Source organism: Bordetella sp. 15P40C-2, from assembly GCF_009763235.1.
Taxonomy (GTDB): Bacteria; Pseudomonadota; Gammaproteobacteria; order Burkholderiales; family Burkholderiaceae_B; genus Bordetella_A.
Map to the genome: position 1 here is coordinate 1 of NZ_WSJA01000028.1, position 18,854 is coordinate 18,854.

The 18,854-nt window shown below is 61.5% G+C and carries 15 protein-coding genes and 1 tRNA gene; 7 read left to right on the top strand and 9 right to left on the bottom strand.

What is annotated here, in order from left to right; genetic code table 11:
• Positions 1 to 334: 334 nt before the first annotated feature.
• A tRNA-Val gene (locus tag GOQ25_RS13150) sits at positions 335 to 409 on the bottom strand.
• 41 nt (positions 410 to 450) lie between these two features.
• Positions 451 to 1,182, bottom strand: a complete 732-nt coding sequence (dnaQ, locus tag GOQ25_RS13155; protein WP_160350939.1) for a DNA polymerase III subunit epsilon — start codon at positions 1,180 to 1,182, stop codon at positions 451 to 453.
• A 353-nt stretch (positions 1,183 to 1,535) separates the two neighbouring features.
• Here dnaQ and GOQ25_RS19395 point away from each other — a divergent pair, with 353 nt between their 5' ends.
• Complete coding sequence (locus GOQ25_RS19395; RefSeq protein ID WP_202109463.1) at positions 1,536 to 1,769, top strand: hypothetical protein; 234 nt, start codon at positions 1,536 to 1,538, stop codon at positions 1,767 to 1,769.
• A 150-nt stretch (positions 1,770 to 1,919) separates the two neighbouring features.
• On the opposite strand, the gene GOQ25_RS13160 is transcribed toward GOQ25_RS19395, so the two are convergent.
• The 4 genes from GOQ25_RS13160 to GOQ25_RS13175 all read right to left on the bottom strand — a co-directional run bounded on the left by GOQ25_RS13160 (position 1,920) and on the right by GOQ25_RS13175 (position 7,668).
• On the bottom strand, positions 1,920 to 4,976 hold the full coding sequence (locus GOQ25_RS13160) for an efflux RND transporter permease subunit (RefSeq protein ID WP_160350940.1): 3,057 nt from the start codon (positions 4,974 to 4,976) through the stop codon (positions 1,920 to 1,922).
• A 2-nt stretch (positions 4,977 to 4,978) separates the two neighbouring features.
• Entirely contained in the window at positions 4,979 to 6,109 is a 1,131-nt protein-coding gene (locus tag GOQ25_RS13165; RefSeq protein ID WP_160350941.1) for an efflux RND transporter periplasmic adaptor subunit, read from the bottom strand.
• Positions 6,110 to 6,381: 272 nt separating this feature from the next.
• Positions 6,382 to 6,846, bottom strand: coding sequence for a ribonuclease HI (rnhA, locus tag GOQ25_RS13170; protein WP_160350942.1), 465 nt, complete (start codon positions 6,844 to 6,846; stop codon positions 6,382 to 6,384).
• 45 nt (positions 6,847 to 6,891) lie between these two features.
• The gene (locus GOQ25_RS13175) at positions 6,892 to 7,668 is read right to left on the bottom strand and encodes a methyltransferase domain-containing protein (protein WP_160350943.1); all 777 of its coding nucleotides are present in this window, start codon (positions 7,666 to 7,668) and stop codon (positions 6,892 to 6,894) included.
• A 17-nt stretch (positions 7,669 to 7,685) separates the two neighbouring features.
• Between GOQ25_RS13175 and gloB the strand changes: the two genes are divergently transcribed.
• From gloB to GOQ25_RS13195, 4 genes are all read left to right on the top strand, one after another.
• Complete coding sequence (gene gloB / locus GOQ25_RS13180; protein WP_202109456.1) at positions 7,686 to 8,498, top strand: hydroxyacylglutathione hydrolase; 813 nt, start codon at positions 7,686 to 7,688, stop codon at positions 8,496 to 8,498.
• A 10-nt stretch (positions 8,499 to 8,508) separates the two neighbouring features.
• Positions 8,509 to 9,885 carry a transglycosylase SLT domain-containing protein gene (locus tag GOQ25_RS13185; RefSeq protein ID WP_160350945.1) on the top strand — a complete coding sequence of 459 codons (1,377 nt, stop codon included), beginning with the start codon at positions 8,509 to 8,511 and terminating at the stop codon, positions 9,883 to 9,885.
• Positions 9,886 to 9,938: 53 nt separating this feature from the next.
• Positions 9,939 to 10,721 carry an enoyl-ACP reductase FabI gene (fabI, locus tag GOQ25_RS13190; RefSeq protein WP_160350946.1) on the top strand — a complete coding sequence of 261 codons (783 nt, stop codon included), beginning with the start codon at positions 9,939 to 9,941 and terminating at the stop codon, positions 10,719 to 10,721.
• A gap of 202 nt (positions 10,722 to 10,923) precedes the next feature.
• The gene (locus tag GOQ25_RS13195; RefSeq protein ID WP_160350947.1) at positions 10,924 to 11,631 is read left to right on the top strand and encodes a tellurite resistance TerB family protein; all 708 of its coding nucleotides are present in this window, start codon (positions 10,924 to 10,926) and stop codon (positions 11,629 to 11,631) included.
• A gap of 99 nt (positions 11,632 to 11,730) precedes the next feature.
• On the opposite strand, the gene GOQ25_RS13200 is transcribed toward GOQ25_RS13195, so the two are convergent.
• The 3 genes from GOQ25_RS13200 to GOQ25_RS13210 all read right to left on the bottom strand — a co-directional run bounded on the left by GOQ25_RS13200 (position 11,731) and on the right by GOQ25_RS13210 (position 14,406).
• Positions 11,731 to 12,522: an SDR family oxidoreductase gene (locus tag GOQ25_RS13200; protein WP_160350948.1), complete on the bottom strand. Its 792-nt coding sequence runs from the start codon at positions 12,520 to 12,522 to the stop codon at positions 11,731 to 11,733.
• A gap of 159 nt (positions 12,523 to 12,681) precedes the next feature.
• Positions 12,682 to 13,881, bottom strand: coding sequence for a multidrug effflux MFS transporter (locus GOQ25_RS13205; protein ID WP_160350949.1), 1,200 nt, complete (start codon positions 13,879 to 13,881; stop codon positions 12,682 to 12,684).
• 231 nt (positions 13,882 to 14,112) lie between these two features.
• Entirely contained in the window at positions 14,113 to 14,406 is a 294-nt protein-coding gene (locus tag GOQ25_RS13210; protein WP_202109450.1) for a hypothetical protein, read from the bottom strand.
• 551 nt (positions 14,407 to 14,957) lie between these two features.
• On the opposite strand from GOQ25_RS13210, the gene GOQ25_RS19775 reads away from it, so the two are divergent.
• On the top strand, positions 14,958 to 16,967 hold the full coding sequence (locus GOQ25_RS19775; protein WP_160350950.1) for an AAA family ATPase: 2,010 nt from the start codon (positions 14,958 to 14,960) through the stop codon (positions 16,965 to 16,967).
• Positions 16,964 to 18,847 carry a hypothetical protein gene (locus GOQ25_RS13220; protein WP_160350951.1) on the top strand — a complete coding sequence of 628 codons (1,884 nt, stop codon included), beginning with the start codon at positions 16,964 to 16,966 and terminating at the stop codon, positions 18,845 to 18,847. The genes GOQ25_RS19775 and GOQ25_RS13220 overlap by 4 nt, the downstream gene beginning before the upstream one ends.
• Positions 18,848 to 18,854 lie beyond the last annotated feature (7 nt).

Consider the following 18,854-nt stretch of genomic DNA (forward strand, 5'->3'; position numbering starts at 1 on the left):
GAAATTTTGAGAATTACCGCATGAGAGTCTTGGCTCAGTGCGGTTGGAACCGTGTGATTAACCGGGTCTGATGAATGCTCATCCCCCGTTTATGGGGTAGAGCCCATCTCTGCACATGGCGGTTTGCCCACTCTCGACTTTACCAAGAAAGGAAGAAGCAAACTCACGAGGCAGAGGCCTGTACGCTCGCGCCGTCCGCTTGGGGCCCGTCTCGGCCCACGACCAGCGCAAGCCCCGCCGTGACTCATTGGCCAAGCCCCCGGGCGGGTATATTGAGCGCCAAAAAACAAAAGGCCTAGCGAATTACGCTAAGCCTTTTGTTCTCTGGGTATCCTGGTGGGTGGTACAAGGTTCGAACTTGTGACCCCTGCCGTGTGAAGGCAGTGCTCTACCACTGAGCTAACCACCCAAAGAAGCGGAATTCTAGCACACGAAGTTTCAGCGTGCAAGCTATGCTTCGGCGGTGGCTTCAGCCGGTGTTTCGAGCGAGCGCCAGACGCAGGCGCCGCCTACGGCCTTGTCGAGCGCGGCCAGATATTCGTCATGGGCCGTGAGTTCGTCGCCGCTGGCACGTAGCACCGGCAGGACGGAACCATCGAAGGCCTGTAGCGACACGCCGGCGGCACCGGTGCCCGAGGTGTCATCCACCTCGATCAGCAGGGCGTCCTGGCCACGCGTCATGGCCAGCCACACCTCGGCCAGCAGTTGCGAGTCCAGCAACGCGCCGTGCAGCGTGCGATGGGCGTTGGAGATGCCCAAGCGGTCGCACAGCGCGTCCAGCGAATTGCGCTTGCCCGGATATAGCGTACGCGCGTGCAACAGCGAGTCGGTGATCGTGGCACAGTGCTCCGACAGCGTGCCCGCGCCAATGCGCGCCAACTCAGCGTTGAAGAATTTCACATCGAACGCGGCGTTATGGGCGATGAGCTCGGCGCCACGGATAAAGTCGAGGAATTCCTGTGCGATTTCCGGGAATCGCGGCTTATCAGCCAGGAACTCGGTCGTCAGCCCGTGTACGGCAAGTGCTTCGGGATCGCTGTCGCGATCGGGATTCAGGTACAGGTGAAGGTTATTGCCCGTGACGACGCGATTGACGACTTCAACGCAGCCGATTTCGATGATGCGGTGGCCCTGCGCGGGGTCAAGTCCGGTGGTTTCAGTATCAAAAATGATTTGGCGCATGAGGGCAGATTCGTAACGGATGGTATGCGTGGAAGATCCGTGGCACGGCGCGCGCCCCAACCGCTAAGCGGCTATGTCTGTGCGCTGGCCAACCGCGGTTGGTCCGGTCTGGCGAGACAGCGGCGGTGACGGCAGCGGCGCACCGTATTGTTCATAACGGATCGACCAGGAAAGACAGTAGTGTACCTAGCCTGGCGCCATCCTGCCTGTCGCACCACGTCGCCGAAGAGCGCCCCTAGCAACAGCCTTTTTCAACGGACACACGCCGTCACGACGCGTGGCGGCGGCGGCTTCTACTATGACCCGTGAAAGGTGAGGGGTTTTCCCCGCTCACCATCTCGCAGGAGGTCACCATGAGCCCTACCCCATTAGATAACCCGATTGCCAGCCCCAAGGGCGATCAGCACCGCTCCGCCGCCGAGGAGGAAATGCTCGGCACGGGCAAAATGCCCATGCCGGAGGACACGCCGGTCGTCGCGGGGCAACCGCGTGATGGCCGTGTGCTCACGGAACCCGGCAATCCCGGCATTATCACGCCGGAGGACGATGAACTGGTGAACACGCCCAGCGACGAGTCTAAGCCGTAGGTTCGCACGGGCACCCGCGCATCGAACCGGCGCCTGCATGGCCCTGCGGGCCAGGGAATACCCATGTCGGCGGCCCAACGGCCGGAACACTATCCCGGTGCATTTCCCATAACACTACGAGACCGAGGGCCTGCTGAGCCCTCGCAAAAACTACACGTGAGACGTGTCGACGGTTTGCTGTGGCTTGCGTACTTTGGCGATCAGGGTGTAGGCGACAGGGACCACAAACAGGGTCAGCACCGTCCCCAACATCAGCCCACCCACCAGCACCCAGCCGATCTGCTGACGCGACTCGGCGCCCGCACCCGATGAGACTGCCAGCGGCAGCGTGCCCAGAACCATGGCGCCCGTCGTCATCAAAATCGGACGCAAGCGCATCACGCTCGCCTCTACCACGGCCTCGAACAGCTCGTGACCTTCATCGCGCAACTGATTGGCGAATTCGACGATCAAAATGCCGTGCTTGGTGATGAGGCCCACCAGGGTGATGAGCCCGATCTGGCTATAGATCGATAACGTCCCACCACTGAGCCATAGAGCCAGCAACGCCCCCGTCATCGACAACGGCACGGACAGCATGATGATGAACGGATTGCGCCAGCTCTCGAATTGCGCCGCCATCACCAGATAAATGAACGCCAGGGCCATGGCGAAAACCAGGTAGATACTGCCCGAGGAGTCGCGGAACTCGCGCGACTGACCGTCCAAATCCGTCTGAATCGTGGGCGGCAAGACCTCGCGCGCAACCTGCTGCATATGCTCGAGCACTTCGCCCAGCGCATAACCCGGCGCCACTGCGGCCTCGACCTTGACGGCGCGCAGACGGTTGAAGTGATTCAGCGACTGCGGCGACACGCTTTCGTGTACCGACAGCAGGTTATCCAGCTGCACCATCGAGTTGTCCCGGGTCCGCACGTAGATGCCGGAGATATCAGTCGGGTTGCTGCGATCACGCGGTTGCACCTGAACGATCACGTCGTACTGCTCGCCCTCGTCCTTGTAGCGGGTGACTTGACGGCCGCCCAGCATGGATTCCAGGGTGCGTCCCACCACATCGACCCCCGCGCCCACGTCCGCCATCTTGTCGCGATCGACCTGTACGCGCAGCTCGGGGGTGTTCAGGCGTAGGTCAGAGTCCAGGTTCACCAGACCGGGGTAGTCGCGCAGCGCGTCCATGTAGATGTTCACCAGCCGCGAAAGCTCGGGATACGAGGACTGGCTCATGATGACGAACTCGATGGGCTTGGAGCGCGCTGACTGGCCCAAGGATGGTGGATTGCTCGGGAAGGCTTTCACGCCCGGGATCGCGGCGAATTTCGGCTGCAGTTCGCGAGCGATATCTTGTTGTTTGCGATCGCGCTCTTCCCAGGGTTTGAGCCGCAGGATCGCCGTGCCGTCGGTCACGGTCGGAAACCCGATCGAGACTTGATAAGAGCCCGCGTCGTCAATCTTGGCGTAGTGCTCCTCGATCTCTTTCATGCTATCGAGCATGTAGTTGACCGTCGAACCCTCTGGCGAGGACACGATGCCGAAGATCACGCCACGATCCTCGATCGGCGCGAGTTCGCTTTTGACCACCGAGAACAGCACGCCGCTGGCACCCGCGAATAACAGCCCCACCACCACGATGACCGCGCGGTGCTTGAGTGACCAGCGCAAGGCGCGCCGGTAGCCATTACCCATGCCGTTGAGCCAGCCTTCGATGAGGTTGTAGAACCGATTATGGCGGGGCTCGTGACGCAGCAGGATGGAACACATCATGGGCGTGAGCGTCAACGCCACGAAGCCGGACACGAGCACGGCGCCCGCCAGTGTCAAGGCGAACTCGATAAAGAGTTTGCCGGTACGGCCAGTGGCGAATGCCAGCGGCGCATACACAGTGACCAGCGTGAGGGTCATCGCCACGACGGCAAAGCCGATTTCCTGGGACCCCTGCAGCGCCGCCTGCCGGGGCGGCATGCCGTCCTCGATGTGCCGATAGATGTTTTCAAGCACCACGATGGCATCGTCCACCACCAGACCAATAGCCAGCACCATGGCCAGCAGAGTCAGCGTATTGACCGAGAACCCAAACATGTACATCAACGCGCAAGCGCCGATGAGCGAGACGGGGATGGTAACGATAGGGATGACGCTGGCGCGCAGGTTGCGCAGGAAGAAGAAAATCACCAGCACGACGAGAACAATCGCCTCGACGATGGTCTGCAAGACGGAATTGATGGAGCGCTCGATAAACGTCGACGTGTCGTACGCGATGTTGAGCTTCATCCCTTCTGGCAGCGTTTCGTTTAATCGTTCGACCTCGGCGCGCACGGCCTGCGACAGATCCAACGGGTTGGCGGTGGACTGGCGGGTCAGGCCGATGTTGATGGCTGGCCTGCCATTAAAGCGGGAAAGAATCCGGTCGTCGGCCGCGCCGATCTCGACCTTGGCGACATCGCGGATGCGCACGGGATAGCCCTGCACATTGGCCACCACGACGTTGCCGAACTGTTCGGGGGTTTGCAGGTCGGTCGACGACACCACGGTGAATTCCCGGTCGCGCGATTCGATGCGGCCGGCCGGGATTTCGACGTTTTGGCTTTTCAGCGCATTCTCGACGTCCTGCACGGTGAGGTTATAGCCGGCGAGCTTGGCGCGATCGACGAAGATGCGCATGGAAGGTAATCGCTCGCCATAGACGCGGACTTCTGCCGCGCCCGGCAACACCGACAACCGCGTCTTGATATAGCGGTTGATATAGTCAGAGGTCTCGATCACCGAGAGGGACCCCGACTCCACCGCGATGAAAATGATCGGGGTGGCATCGGCCTCGACCTTGCCGATGATGGGCTCGTCGATTTCATCGGGCAGGAACCGCCGCGCGCGCGAGACCTTGTCGCGCACTTCGGCCGCGGCGGCATCGGGATCGCGCGATAAATCGAACTTGACGTTGATCTGGCTGCGCTCGGTGCGGCTGCGCGAGGTCATGACGTTCACGCCCTCGATACCCGCCAGCTGATCCTCCAGCGGCTTGGTCACCTGCGACTCGACCACTTCGGGCGAAGCGCCCTTGTAAGTGGTGTTGACCGAGACGATCGGCTCGTCGATGTTGGGATACTCCCGAACCGACAGGCGGGAATACGAGATCAAGCCGATGAGCACGATGATGAGCGAGAGCACCGATGCGAACACCGGCCGTTTGATACAGACCTCGGACAAAACCATGATTATTTCGCCGCTTGCGGGTTAGCCTGCTCCACTGCCGACGCATCGCGTGCGATTCGAACCGGCGCGCCATCAGCGAGTCGCTGGAAGCCGGCAATCACGACTTTGTCGCCCGCTGACACGCCGGTCAGGATTTCGACTTGACCATCGCGACGCTCGCCCAGGGTGACTTCGGTTCGGTGCGCACGGCCGTCTTTCACGATATAGACGTACTGAGCTTGCCCGGACGGCGCCAAGGCTGCCTCGGGAACCGCGAGCACTTCGTCCGTGCCGAACAGGAGCTGCACGCGGGCAAACATGCCGGGCCGCAGCAAGCCATCGCTGTTGGGCACCACGGCACGGATGAGGATCGAGCGTCCGCCCGATTCCACGAGCGGGCTGACGGCATAGACTTCGCCCTCTCGCTGCATCCCGGGCAAGGCGTCGAGCCGCAGGTTCAGCGCTTGGCCGACGCGGATCTGGTTGAAGTACATCTCGGGCACCCGGAAATCGACCTTGAGCGGATGGATGGCCTCGATCGGCACCAGGTCCTGGCCCTGGGCGACGTAATCGCCGACCGACACATTGCGCAGGCCCACCACGCCAGCGAAGGGCGCGCGTAGCACCATTTTGTCGAAACGTGCCTGCGCGAGCGCGACGGCGGCCTGTTGGATTTTGAGATTGCTGGCTGACTCGTCGCGCGCCTGCTGACTGACAAAGCCGCGGCCTTGCAGATCCACGGCGCGACGGTAATGCGTCTGGGCCAGCGCGAGGTTGGCGCGCGCCTGGTCGAGTTCGGCGCGGGCGACAGCGTCATCCAGACGGAACAGGACCTGGCCTTTTTCGACCGGCTGACCTTCCTTGAAATCGATGGACTGAATGCGCCCTGCCACTTCCGGACGCAACACCACGGACTCATCCGAGCGCAAACTGCCCACCGCGGCAATGCCGCGCGCGAGTTGTAAGGGCTTGACCTCCGCGACCTCGACACGAACGGTCTCGGCGGGCTTGGCCGGCGCCGGGGCGGAGGCAGCGGCCGGAGCAGCCGCGACCTGACCGGCGGGTGCTGGCCACCATCGCGCGCCCACAAAACCTAGCGCCACACCCGCGGCGAGCCCGACCGCGATAGCGGTCAGCATTACAGCTTTCTTCATGCGCAATTAATCAGAGCTTGAGCCAGTGGCGCCTTGATGCCCAAGGCCCGCTGTTGGTGAACAATTCGGTGAGGTGGCACTTTAGCACCCACGGTTTACACCTAGGCACAAATTTGTCCCAGTAGTTCCATCGGATGGCGAGGAATCCGGGTAATCCCCGATCTTGAGCCGGAATTCCCGGGGGGTGTTATCGGCATGCGGGCCGTCGAACGGCTCAATCGCAGTGCCGGATCGCGTCGGCCTGTCGCGACTCGCAAGGCACGCACAGCGTTTCAGCTGGCCTTGCGCAAGCTCTCTACACCCATATTGGCCAGCGCGTCGGCGCGCTCATTCCCAGGGTCGCCCGCATGCCCGCGCACCCAGCGCCATTGGACCTGATGACGACCCACTTGCTCGTCCAGCGCCTGCCAGAGTTCGGCGTTCTTGACGGGCTTTTTGTCCGCGGTGAGCCAGCCCCGACGCTTCCAGTTGACGAGCCATTCCGTCATGCCTTTCATGACATATTGGGAATCCGTGTGGATGATCACCTCGCACGGACGTTTGAGCGCGCGCAGGCCTTCGATCACGGCGAGCAGCTCCATGCGGTTATTGGTCGTGCCAGCTTCGCCGCCGTGCATGGTTTTTTCGTGCGAGCCGGCGCGCATGAGTACGCCCCAGCCACCCGGGCCCGGATTGCCTTTACAGGCGCCGTCCGTCCACATTTCGACCTGTGGACGATTGTCTTGATGGTTTTGCATGAGTCCTACTGTTGAATCAGACCGAGCGCGGACATAGCGTCTCGTTCAGGGTTTGTCCAGGCGGGGTTGCCGGTTCACGACTACGGGCGCCACGCGCGCGCGTCGCCGGCGCTTTTTGGATTTCCACGGCGCGCCGACCAGACGCATCCCTGCCACGCGCTTGACCGCGCACACGACGTAGACCGCGCCGCCGAACGACCACCAGCGGCGTCCGTAGGGTTCCATGAAGCTCCAGCGTTGCAACCATTTTTCGGTGCGACACGCCGGCGCGTAACAACCGAAACGGCCCGGCTCGACATCGAAGGACATCAGCTTGAGCCAGTCCTTTAAGCGTGGCAAGGATACCTGAGATGAAAACGGGCGGGGCAGCCAGGGCTCCATGCCTGGAGTGGCGTTACGCGCGCCCCACAGGCTCCATGGATTGAATCCGGACACCACGAGGCGGCCTTCTGGGACTAGCACGCGCTCGGCTTCGCGCAGCACGGCATGCGGTGCGTCGGTGCATTCGAAGGCGTGCGGCAAGACGAGCAGGTCGACGCTCTGCGACTCAAAGGGCAGCGCGTCCGGCTGCGCCACCACGCATCCCTGCCAGAGCGCTCTCTGCGAATCCGAGGGCATCTGCGCGCCAACCCAGCCTTTAAAGGGCATGCGATTGTCATGCAACAGATTGAAGTCGGCCAAACCGACTTGCCAGGCGTAATAGCCAAAGACATCCGCGACAATCTTGTCGAACTGCTCGCGTTCCCACGCCAGGACATATTGCCCGGGGGGTGTCTGAAACCACTCGGCTAGTTCTACAATCGGCGGAATTTCCTCAGTCACGGCGACGTCCTCATATGATGCAAAACTTACCCGCGACGGATGGCGACGGCACGCTGCTGCCCCTACCCGCCTTCTCCGATAACTATATCTGGGCGATTGTGCGCGGCAATGATGCCGTGGTGGTGGATCCGGGTCAGGCCGGCCCGGTGCTCGAATACCTGGCGCAGCGCGGACTGCAACTGCGCGCCATTCTACTCACCCATCATCACAACGACCATGTAGGCGGGGTGTTGGAACTGATCGCGCAGAGCCAGGCCACGGTCTATGGTCCAGCCAGTGAACACTTGCCGCATTGCGATGTGCGGCTGGCCGAGGGCGATCGCGTCAGCTTGCCGCAGATGGGGCTGGAGCTAAAAGTTCTGGATGTTCCCGGGCATACCGCAGGACACATCGCGTATTTCGGCCAGATCCAGGGACTCGATTCTCCCGTGTTATTCTGCGGGGATACCCTATTTGCCGGGGGTTGCGGGCGACTTTTTGAAGGCACACCCGCACAAATGCACGCCTCTCTGGCAAAATTCACACCCTTACCCGCCGATACGCAGGTCTGCTGTGCGCACGAGTACACGTTGTCCAACTTGCGTTGGGCCTTGGCAGTCGAGCCTGCCAACGTGGCTTTGCAACAGTGGTATCAGCGGGCCCAGCAGTGTCGCGAGCAAGGCCGTCCCACCGTGCCCACCACCATGGCGCTAGAGCTGGAAACCAATCCGTTCTTGCGCACCGATGTCGGCGCTGTCGTTCAAGCAGCCGCTCGGCAAGCTGGGCATGCGTTGGATACGCCGGTAGCCGCGTTCGCCGCGTTGCGTGAATGGAAAAACGACTTCAAGTGACAATGACCCGATGAATTTGCTACGACTTCTGCTACCTGTTGTTCTCGCCATCCTGGCCGGCTGCGCCGGCACCCAGCGCAATCCGGCGACAACGGCGACCTCGCCCGACAACAAGCAACAGTACGTCGCAGCCGATACGTCCCGTACCGTCGACCTGACCAGCCCGCCCAGGGACGCCTGGGACCGCATCCGCCGCGGGTTCGCCATCCCCAATCTGAATACCCAGCTTGCCGAGGAATGGACCGCGTATTACGCCGCCCATCCGGAATCGGTGCAACGCATGGCCGAGCGCGCGGGCAAATATCTGTATTTCATCGTCGAAGAAATCAACCGCCGTGGTCTGCCGACCGAGCTGGCGCTGTTGCCCTTCGTCGAGAGCGCGTACAACCCGACCGCGTTATCCCGTTCGCAAGCTTCGGGCCTATGGCAGTTTGTGCCGGCGACGGGACAGTATTTCAACCTCAAGCAGGACTGGTGGCGCGACGAGCGGCGCGATCCGATTGCCTCGACCTACGCGGCCTTGGATTATCTGGAAAAGCTTTTTGAAATGCAGGGCGACTGGTATTTGGCCCTTGCGTCTTACAACTGGGGCGAAGGCTCCGTGCAGCGCGCCGTGGCCAAGAACGAAGCGGCCGGGCTACCGACGGACTATCTGTCGCTGAATATGCCTGAGGAAACACGTAACTACGTGCCCAAGCTGCAGGCCATCAAGAACATCATCTCCAACCCCAAGAAGTACGCGGTGGCACTGCCCCATGTGGGAAATTCGCCGTACTTCGCCATGGTGCGCAAAACGCGCGATATCGACCTGGAGCTGGCGGCTCGTCTGGCGGAAATGCCGCTAGAGGAATTCAAGGCGCTGAATCCGTCGTTTAACCGGCCGGTCATCCGGGCCGAGCACCAACCGACGCTGCTGCTGCCGGCCGATCGGGTGGAAAAATTCAACGCCAATCTGCAAGCCTACAAAGGCGATTTGACCAGTTGGAAGGTCTATCAGCCGCGCCGTGGCGAATCGTATGCCGCGATCGCGAAGCGCTTTGGCGTGACAGAGACGGCGCTGCGCAGCGCCAACGGCGTGGGCCAGCGCACCAAGGTCGCCAGCGGATCGGCCCTGCTGATTCCGGCCGCCCCGCAGGGAGGCGTTCAGCTGGCCTCGCTGGAGACGCCGGTGGGCGCGATGCCCAAGGCTACGCGGGCCGGGCGTGCGACGCCGACCAAACGGCCCAATGTGCGCAACCACAAGGTCCGCTCGGGCGACACCCTCACGAGCCTGGCCCGACAATATGGCACCTCGGTTGATGCGCTCAAGGCCTTGAACAACCTCAAGAGCAGCAAGCTCAAAGTCGGCGCGCAGTTGCGCGTGCCGGGCACTGGGACGCGCGGCTAAGCGTTACGCTTAAAATAGCGGCCTTTCCGTACGGAACTCTAAGGACACGACTCATGGGCTTTCTCGCCGGCAAACGCATCCTCGTCACCGGGGTGCTTTCCAACCGTTCCATCGCCTATGGCATCGCCCAGGCCTGCCATCAGCAAGGCGCAGAACTGGCTTTCACCTATGTGGGTGAGCGCTTCAAGGACCGCGTGGGCGAATTCGCCGCTCAGTTCGGCAGTGACATCGTGCTGCCCTGCGATGTGGCCGAAGATAGCCAGATCGAAGCCACGATCACCGAGCTCGGCAAACGCTGGGACGGTCTGGACGGGCTGGTGCACTCCATCGGTTTCGCCCCTCGCGAAGCCATCGCGGGCGATTTTCTCGATGGCTTGTCGCGCGAGGGGTTTCGCATTGCGCACGACATCTCGGCGTATAGCTTCCCGGCCCTGGCCAAGGCAGCGCTGCCCTTGATGGAAGGCCGTAAAGCCTCGGTGCTGACGCTGACCTACCTGGGCGCCGAACGCGTAGTGCCGAACTACAACACGATGGGCTTGGCCAAGGCCTCGCTGGAAGCCAGCGTGCGCTATCTGGCTTCGGCGCTTGGCCCGCGCGGCATCCGCGCCAACGGCATTTCCGCAGGGCCCATCAAGACGCTGGCCGCCAGCGGTATCAAGGATTTCTCGTCGATCCTGAAGTTCGTCGAAGCGCACGCCCCCTTGCGCCGCAACGTCACGATCGAGGAAGTCGGCAATGTCGCGGCCTTCCTGCTGTCGGATCTGGCCGCGGGCGTCACGGGCGAGATCACGCACGTGGACGCCGGGTTTTCGACGGTGACCCCAGGCATGGAATAAGCCTGTCGGCATTGCCCACACGAGACAGCCATCTGAATGGCGCGCCGAGGGGTGGATCACTGTCCACTCTAGGGCAGCTGTCAGATGGCAGCCGTTTATTGCTTTCAGCCGTCACACCCCTCCCCTATATTGCTGACCGGAAACTGAACTTCGTCCGCGAGTGCCGGTCTGACGAGTTTGTGCCAATCTCCAGGAGAGCCAGATGAGCGCCCGCCAGTTACTCGAACAACTTTTGCAATCCGGACAAAGCCTCGCTCGCGACGCAAGTACGCGCGTGCAATCGGCGACCTCCGATGGTAAAGCGGCGCCGTTCCTGGCTGGCCTGGGTAGCGGCGCACTGGGCGCGGGTGCACTGAGCCTGCTGTTGGGCAACAAAAAGGTACGCAAGGTCGGCGGCAAAGTTGCCATGTATGGCGGCCTGGCAGCGTTGGGCGCCCTGGCCTATCGCGCTTATGGCGACTGGCAAAAACAACAAGCTGGGACCCCCGGGGGCCACGCCCCCGCCGCTGACGCCCCCGTCACGCCCGAGGCGTTCGCCCGTCTGCCTGCGCCGCAGCTCGAACAGCACAGCACGGCCGTACTCACGGCAATGGTAGCGGCCGCCAAGGCCGATGGCCACATCGGGCCAGAAGAGAAACAATTACTCGAGACCGAGTTCGCCAAGCTTTCCAGCGATGCGGACGACCGCCAGTGGCTCGAATCGGAGCTGGCCCGCCCGCTGGATCCCGCCGCGATCGCCGCCGCCGCGAAAAGCCCCGAGATGGCCGCCGAGATGTATCTCGCAAGCCTGCTCGTGGTCGACGAGGAGAGCTTTATGGAACGCGCCTATCTGGATGAACTCGCGCGCCAATTGCAGTTGGCGCCCGATCTCAAAGCCCGGTTGGAAGCTCAGGTCAAAGCGCTGACCTGACCCGGTAGTCGCGCGGGCCGCATCGTCGCCTGCCCGGCGGCCAGCCGCAATGGGAATCGTGCGCCGCTGCGGTTGGCCGTTGAATAAAGCGAGCCGATACTAGAAAGTCCCCGGATACGCGCCGCCATCGGCCAGCACGTTTTGCCCGGTGATATACCCCGCCTGCACGCTGCACAGAAACGCGCAGATCGCGCCGAACTCTTCGGCATTACCCAAGCGCCGCGCCGGGATGGTCGCCGTGCGCGCATCGCGGACCGCCTCGACATCCTTGCCCGTTTTCGACGCGGTCAGCGCGATGTTCGAGCGCAAGCGGTCGGTATCGAATGAACCGGGCAGCAGGTTGTTGATGGTCACGCCCTTTGCCGCGATGCCGCTGCGGGCCACGCCAGCGACAAAGCCGGTCAAACCGCTACGCGCGCCATTGGATAACCCCAGGATATCGATGGGTGCCTTCACGGCGCTGGAGGTGATGTTCACGATGCGACCGAAACCCCGCTCTGCCATGCTGTCCACGGTCGCCTTGATGAGCTCGATCGGTGTCAGCATGTTGGCGTCCACCGCCTTGATCCATTGATCGCGGTCCCAGTCACGAAAATCGCCTGGCGGCGGGCCGCCGGCATTGGTGACGACAATGTCGTAGTCGCGGCACTCGGAGAATACGGCTTCGCGGCCTTGCTGCGTGGTGATATCCACGGCCACCGCCTTCACGAACGAATCGGGATTGGCGCGTTCCTGCAAAAGCTGAGCCCGCGCCGACTCCAGTGCCTCGGCGCCCCGGGCGACAATGACGACGTTGACGCCTTCACGCACCAGCGCCAACGCGCACCCATAGCCCAGGCCTTTGCTCGCTCCCCCTACCAAGGCCGTCTTGCCTGCGATTCCCAGGTCCATACTCACTCCTTTTTATGGAAACGGGCCGCCGTTGACGACGGCCGCGGATTTGAATTCTTTATTCAAGCATTAAAAATAGCACTGTCCAGCACAACGCGGTGTCGCGGCGCATGAACCACGGCGGTGCACTTAAGCTTCGATCATACCGATCGCGGCTGCTTATTTCTTCGCGGCGAGTGATCGATGTGCCACGTGCCTGCTTGCCGTCCAAAATCCGATACAGAGCACGGCGCTGCCCACCATGCCGCTGGCCAGTAACAACGCGCTCTCGAACAGCAAGGGCGCAATGACGCCCGATACTGTGGCGAAAATCGTCATTTGGGCCGCGCTTTGCAAGGACGATGCCAAGCCGCGCATATGTGGAAAGATGCCGAGCACCATGACGGTCATACTCGGCAGCGCCATGGACATCCCCAGTGCGTACACAAATATCGGCATTACTGCCCAGGGCACGGTGGCCTGCCAAAAGCTGTTGTAGACCAGGTTGAACAACGCGCCACAGGCCATCACGATCAACCCACACCGGATCATCGCGCTGGCCGGGACACGCCCCGCCAACTTGGAATTCAGCATGGAGCCGCCCACCATCCCGAGAATGAAGGGGATAAACAGCCAGCCGAATGCCGTCTCCGGCAGCTGCAGAATGCCCATGATGAAACGGGCCGCCGAAGCGATATACAGCGCAAAGCCGGAGAACGCAAAGCCCACGCCTAATACGGCTAAGAGAAATTGCGGATGACGCAAGGCCTGCAGATAGTTGCGAAATATCGGTCCCAGGCGCAACGGCTGACGCGCCTCGGGCGGCAGGCTTTCGGGCAAATGACGCCAGCAAACGGCGAGCAGCACCACGGTCAAGACGACCAACAGGATAAAGGTGGATCGCCACCCCGCATACGCATCCAGATAGCCTCCGACCACTGGGGCAAGAGCCGGCGCGAGGCTGAAGACCATCGTGATATTCGCGAATAGCCGCTGCGCATCAGCTCCACTGAACCGGTCACGCACCAGCGCCTGGCCGACCACTCGGCCGGCTCCGGCCGAGCAACCTTGCAGCACGCGAAAGAACAACAGCCAGCCGAATGACGGTGCGAACGCCGAGCCGATCGAGCCGATGCCAAATAGCACAAGCGAGAAGATAATGATGGGGCGACGACCGAAACTGTCAGACAAGGTCCCCCAAAACAGACTCATGACCGCGAACCCGATCAGATACAGGCTCAGCGTTTGCTGCACCATCGACGGACTCGCCGAAAACTCGTTGCCGATGCTGATGAAGGAGGGCAGATACGCGTCAGTCGCAAAGGGCCCCAACATCGCCAGACAGGCGAGAATGACGGTCAAGAGTCGCAGAGAAGTCATCGATCCATAATGAAGAAAGACTGACGCGGCCGATGAAGAAGCGCACCATGCCCCAGGCGGTTACAGGCGTTCGGCAATATCAGTGAGAGACACGCCCTAAGCGGGCGAAGGCACGGCGATTGTAAAGGGATGCAGCTTAAAGCCAGCTGTGAGGTTTGGATGGTGCGACGTCAATAAGAGCGCCCCCCGCCCCGCGCACCGCGAATCGACATCGGTGCGCCATGCCCTGTCCTACATCTTTTCGAGCCAGACAATGGGAATGACGATGGATACCATGACCTGGATCGCGAGATAACCAAAAAAAGCGCCCACTCCGCCGTAGAACCCGGCCACAATAGCCGTAAACAGCGTAAAGACAGCACCAGTTACCAGACGCGCCAGCGTCAGCCAACCCGAACCCCCGGAGCGGCGCCCGTTATATTCCGCCACTCCCACACACCACGTCACGATCATCGAGATCAGGACGAGCAGACGCGCGGGATTCTCCAGCAGCCACGACCCTACTTCCAGTATCTGACTAACCATGCTTAGACCTTGTTGAGCGGGCAGCCATTGTACAAGTCGTCATGCGCGCCGCCTGATGAGCGAGCCTTTGCGACATAACGGTTTTAAGGTTTAATAGCCCCCCTTGTGTAACGAATGTTACGCGACGACGACGCATCGCAGCCTCATATTGAGGACCCGACGATGCAGGAATCACCAGAACGGGAGGTTGTTTGGGTCGCATTACTGACTGGCTTCGCGGCACGGGAGCCAAGCCGACGGGTAAACCGGTGCCCGATCGCCCGGCGGCGCCCCCCGCATTTGACGGATCACCCGCCTCCCCCCGCGATAGAACGGCACAGGCGCAGCCCGCGCGGCAACCAAGTGAAGTCCAGTCAGCGTTGCTGCGTCAGCTTGCGGCGCGGCGCCGGTCTGGCAGCGCACCGGCCAATACTGCGCCAACACAGCAAGGCAAACCGGCAGATTCAAAAGCACCCGCTCCCGTCTCCAGAAGTTCAAACCCAGCCGGCCAGGATTCGTCTGGCGCGGACGTACCGACTTCGGACCACCCTGCTTCACCACTGCCTCCAGCCGTGCCACTCAAGACCCCAACCGACCCCACACCCCCGGCACCGTCCGTGGCCGAGCCCGGCTCGCCGCGCGCCATCTCTGAACATCTGCTGGCGCGTTTGCGCCGCAACTCACTGCCCGGGTTGAGCCGTGCACCCGACGATCCCGCATCGGTACACGACACCCACGAACCTATGGATCCCAATACGCAAGACGTGTGGGAATTCTTCGTCATGCCGGTCGCGCAGCAGATCCAGGAACGCCTGAGCGTTAACGCGCTGCTGCCGGTATTCATTGTCGAAAACCCGTTTCCGCATTACGCGAAGAATTTGCGCAACGCTCTGGCCAACCTGTGTCCGGCGTTAAACACCTATCAGCTCGACACCCGCGTGTCGTCCAATTTCCAGGATCTGGTGATCCGCATGGCCGAACAGCGCGCGTTCGGCATGATTCTGTTCTGCACCTCGCGCAATCAACTGCCGCGCGAATTCCGCTCGCTGGTGCGTAGCGATGGCTATCTCAGTATTCCAATGATGAATGCCGAGCGTCTGATCGAGTATGCAAAGAGCCGATATCCCGATGTGGATGTCAGTGCGGTGTCATCGGCCTGGGCCAGCGCGATCGGGCCGCAAGAACTGCTGTGCGTCAATACGCTGTCTAATCAAAACGACTGGCTCGCGGGACTGCGTCAATTGGGCGATCAGCGCATACAGGTGCAGTCGGCCGGCGCGTCCGTCCGCCTGGACGATCTGCATGGTGTCGAATCGGCAAAGCGCTGGGCGCGCCAGCTATTTAACGATGTGCAGCTCGCCATGCGCGGCAAGATCAAATGGAAGGAAGTTGATCGCGGTGCATTGTTCGCCGGACCGCCGGGCACGGGCAAGACAACGTTGGCTCGTGCTATTGCGCTTGAATGCGGTATCGCGTTTACCTCGGTCGCGCCTGTCAAAGATTGGATGGTGGGCAATGGTCTTGATGAGTGCATTCAGCTGATGTCGGCCACCTTTGCCGCGGCGCGACAGCAAGCCCCGAGCATCCTGTTCATCGATGAAATCGACAGCCTGGGCAACCGCGAGAAGTTTTCTGGACAAAATGAATCGTGGAATACGGCGTTCTTGAATGCGGTGCTTAGCGAGCTCGATGGCTTTGATGACCGCGATCAGGTCATCGTGATTGGCGCGACGAATCATGCGGATAATGTGGACGCGGCGCTCAAGCGCGCGGGGCGTCTGGATCGCGTCATTCCCATCAGTCGTCCCGACGTGCCGGCATTGAAGGCGATCTATCTCGCCAAGCTGCGTCCTTATGCTTATGAGATCTCATCGGAAGACCTGGAGCGATGTGCCGGGCTTTCGCTGGGATTGACCGGCGCCGATGTGGAACTGCTGGTACGCGGCGCACGTCGTCGTGCACGCATGGATGGCAATCGCGCGATCACGGTCAATGATATTCAAGACGAAATCTTCAGCATTCCCCCTCAAGCCGCACGTAAACCGCTGCATGGCCCGCAACTCGCGCGCACGGCCTATCACGAGGCAGGCCATGCGTTATTGGGGTTGCTGATTCCCAGCTTGCGAGAACACGTGCAAATCGCCTCAGTCGTCTCAGACGATCAGGGCGCACTGGGATTCGTGGGTATCAAGAGCGCCGACCGCAATCTGACGCGTAGCGAATTGCTCGATCGCATCTGCGTCACGCTCGCCGGACGCGCGGCCGAGGCGATCATGTTTGGCGAAGACGAAGTCAGCACGGGTGCCGGCGGCTATACATCGACGAATGATCTGGCCAGCGCGCGCCGGCTCGCCGAAGCCGCGTTGGGAGTGTACGGATTCAGTACTTCGCACCCGAACTGGCACACGAGCTCGCCGGATGAGACCGAGGCACAAGCCTTGATCGCCGAGCAATATGCGCGCGCCAAATCCATGCTGGCATCGCAACGCGGTGTACTGGTTGCGATCAGTGAACGGCTGCAGGCTGATCATGTGCTGGATCGCGAAGCGCTATTGTCGTTCATCGAATCCCAGTCGACATGAGCGATCATCCCAAGACAGAGGCGAAGGCCGTCGCGCAGTGGCTGGATACCTTGCAAGCGTGGTACGCGGACGTCGCGTCCAATAGCCATTATCAGGAACGCGTCTATTGCTATTTTGAGACGGGTGAGAACGCGGGGCAGATGGACTTTGCCGTGGCTTTGTCGCCTACGCCAGCCGATGTGACCGCGCAGCCTACCGAGTCAGCCGCCGCGACACCACCGTCCGATAAGCGAGAGAACCGGTCTAAACCAACTCGGGCGGCATCCCTCGTGAATAACCGGCCGGCGGTGGCAAACCTGTTGCCTTCGCGCGCCGCAGCCCGTGGCCGGGTGGTGGTGCGGCGACCCGCGCGGTCGGATCTGAACGCGCCGGCTTCGCCTGAGAGCCACAAATCCATTGCGCCGACTCCGCCACGTGTCACCAGAGAAACGCAGCACCCAGGACTCAACGAGTTCAAAAGCGCGGATTCCTACAACAGTTTCAACATCGATAACAACCTCGCCGGCTACTCCTTCAAGATAGCCAGCAGCTCGGCGTTGAACGAAGATCTCTTGAAGTTGTTGATATTGTCCGCGCCGCCCAAAGAGGCCAGTGACTGCGTCTCCTTAGTGGCCAGTTTGTCGCGCGACATCTTGAGTTCTGACCCGTGCTTTTGCACCGAGGGCGCGCGTTACGGGATCCTGCTACGTGCCGCGTTGATCGCCAAAATCACGGGCAGCAAGGCTAATCTGGCGCTGTATATCAATCGACTGGAAGACTTGCGCGCGTTGTTCGGTCAGATAGGCGCGCTGCCGCTGTCGACCAAGCAGCGCGCCCACCTGACCCGCACGTTATGGCGACTACTGGACGAAGTACGTGAGGCAGCGCCCGTGATCCCGGCGGAAATGCAGAATTTGCCCGACGAACTCCGGCGCAGACTCCAAGGGGATGGCCGATCGTCTGTGCGCGATCTGGGCGACCTCCTGTGGTATCGCTGGAATTTCACTTTGCCCGTGTGGATCAGCAAACATATCGCTGCCCTCACCCGCTGCGGGCACACGCTGGCCTTTGGTGCATTCGCGGCATTGCTGCTGCTGTCATTGCACCCGGGACTGGACTTTACCCCAGGCATGCTGGCGCCTTGGCTAGCAGGGCTGACGCACTGGCGTACGCACTTTCTGCCGGATGGCGCGACATTGGCCATCGCTTTGGCGAGTGCGGCGGGCGCAGTCTATGCGTTCTCGACCCGGCGCATGACCCTGCCCGAACGCGTGGCGCTGAGTATCAATGACAAGATTGAGACCGTACTCGATAGCAAGCTGGCCGACCTGATGAAGGCCAATATGGATGTGCAGATCGGACGTCTGGGCCGCGGCGAGCCGCCCGCGCTCACGCCCGAAAGCGTCGCGCGCAAGCTGGATGCCGCCTTTGCCATGAAAGACATGGTCAACAGCTACGAAAGCACCGTGCGCGCGCGCCGCCGCCATGTCGCCGCCGAAGTCAGCAAGGCGCAACACATCCGTCTGGAAAGCCATCAGCGCCTGCGAAATGCCGCACTGGGCGTAACGGCCAGCTTTGTGCTGCTGGAGATCGGCGGGCGAATTCAGGACCATCGCGATCTGCAGGCTGGTACGGATGCTTTCTCCTATCTGTATTGGCTTGAGCGCGGCAAACTTTACGCGAACGCACATACTGCAACGCCCGAAACGCCTATCACCACACTGGAATGCGCTCGCACCGAGGTCGTGCAGCAGCAGCCTCCCAGTTCCGACTGTCTGAATCAGTGGCGAGACAGCGCGCTTGCGTCCTCTTCTCAGTTATTGTTTCTGGTATTTTTGATCGCGATGCTGATGTTCGCGGTTCGCGTGATACGCCCCGTCGAAAAGCCAGACACACTCTAGAACCCCG